We start from the raw sequence: 1,869 nt of genomic DNA on the forward strand, positions 1-1,869 counted from the left end.
CTCGACTTCGCGACCTCCGCACGCCCGGACGACACCGAGCGCATCCTCGCCGACTGGGGCACCGCCACCTGGGACATGGGTCGCGAGTTCGGCACCATCGGCGCGCGCAAGGGCGAGGTGATCGCCGAGGTCACCACCTACCGCACCGACACCTACGACCCCACGTCGCGCAAGCCGGAGGTCTCCTACGGCGACACGCTCGAGGGCGACCTGTCGCGGCGCGACTTCACCGTGAACGCGATGGCGGTGCGGTTGCCGGACCTGGCGTTCGTGGACCCGTTCGGCGGACTCGCCGACCTCGCGGACAGAGTGCTGCGCACCCCGGTGGCGCCCGAGCAGAGCTTCGCGGACGACCCGCTGCGGATGATGCGCGCCGCCCGGTTCGCTGCCCAGCTCGGGTTCGAGGTGGAGGAGACGACCTTCTCGGCCATGACGGCGATGGCGGAGCGGCTCGCGATCGTCTCCGCCGAGCGGGTGCAGGCCGAGCTGGTGAAGCTCCTGCTGGCCGACCGGCCTCGCGCGGGGCTGGAGCTGATGACGTTCACGGGCCTGGCCGATGTGGTGCTGCCCGAGCTGCCGGGGCTGCAGCTGACGATCGATGAGCACCACCGCCACAAGGACGTCTACGAGCACACGCTCACCGTGGTGGACCAGGCGATCGCGCTCGAGACCGGCCCCGACGGCGAGGTCCCCGGCCCCGATCTGGTGCTCCGCCTCGCGGCGCTGCTGCACGACATCGGGAAGCCCGCCACGCGCCGGATGGAGCCCGGCGGCGGCGTGAGCTTCCACCACCACGAGGTGGTCGGCGCCAAGCTGACCCGCAAGCGGATGCGCGCGCTCAAGTTCGACAAGGCCACCACCGAAGCGGTCTCGCACCTGGTGTTCCTGCACCTGCGCTTCCACGGGTACGGCGAGGCCTCCTGGACCGACTCCGCCGTGCGCCGCTATGTGACCGATGCCGGCGACCAGCTTGAGCGGCTGCACCGGTTGACCCGCGCCGACTGCACCACCCGCAATCAGCGCAAGGCCGCCCGGTTGGCGCACGCCTACGACGACCTCGAGCGCCGCATCGCCGAGCTCGCCGAGCAGGAGGAGATCCGCGCGATCCGCCCGGATCTCGACGGCACCCAGATCATGGAGATCCTCGGCATCCCGCCGGGCCGCGACGTGGGCGCCGCGTACAAGCACCTGCTCGCCCTCCGGATGGAGGAGGGCCCGCTCGGCGAGGAGCGCGCCCGCGAGGAGCTGCTCGCGTGGTGGGCGGCGCGGGAGTCCTGAGCGCTTGACTCAGGCAGCCGCGTCCTCGAGTGCCGCGAGCACCTCCGCGGGCGCGTCGGTGCAGATCGCGTCCGCGCCCATCGCGGCGATCTCGACCGCGCGGGCCGGATCGTTCACGGTCCACACCCAGGCTTCGAGCCCGGCGGCGTGGAGCGCGGCGACGATCTCGGGCGTGAGGCCGACCTCGTAGATCGACAGCCCGCGCGCCCCGATCGCGAGGGCCCGCTCCATCGCCACGGTCCAGTCGCTCGCGTAGGTCCGGATGCTCGCAGCCTGCTCGTCGGTGATCTGGTCGCGGTACCGCTCGATCAGCTTCGCACCGTTCTCGGCGACGCCGAGCGAGAGCGGGTACACCTCGGCGCCGGTGCGCTCGCGCAGGTCGGTGAGCGCGTCCCAGTGTGCGCCGGAGGCGAACCAGTCGAGATCGTCGAACATCGCGACGGTCTCGATGATCGCGTCGACCACCTCGGGGTCCTTGATCTCGATGTTCACCCGTACCTTGCCGGCCGCCAGCGCCAGCACCTCCTCGAGCGTGGGCACCCGCTCGCCACCGCCGGCGTCGAGCGCGGCCAGCTCGACGGCGGTGCGTTC

At 71.9% G+C, this 1,869-nt stretch carries 2 protein-coding genes; one reads left to right on the top strand and one right to left on the bottom strand.

From position 1 onward, the window contains the following. Positions 1-1,278: CCA tRNA nucleotidyltransferase (locus ACOJSN_RS23690; protein ID WP_420114944.1), on the top strand; the 1,278-nt coding region annotated here is incomplete at its 5' end. 9 nt (positions 1,279-1,287) lie between these two features. Here ACOJSN_RS23690 and ACOJSN_RS23695 read toward each other — a convergent pair. Then, on the bottom strand, positions 1,288-1,869 hold a 582-nt coding region (locus ACOJSN_RS23695), incomplete at its 5' end, for a glycerophosphodiester phosphodiesterase (protein ID WP_420114945.1).

This window comes from Pseudactinotalea sp., assembly GCF_048594945.1.
Lineage (GTDB): Bacteria > Actinomycetota > Actinomycetes > Actinomycetales > Beutenbergiaceae > Pseudactinotalea.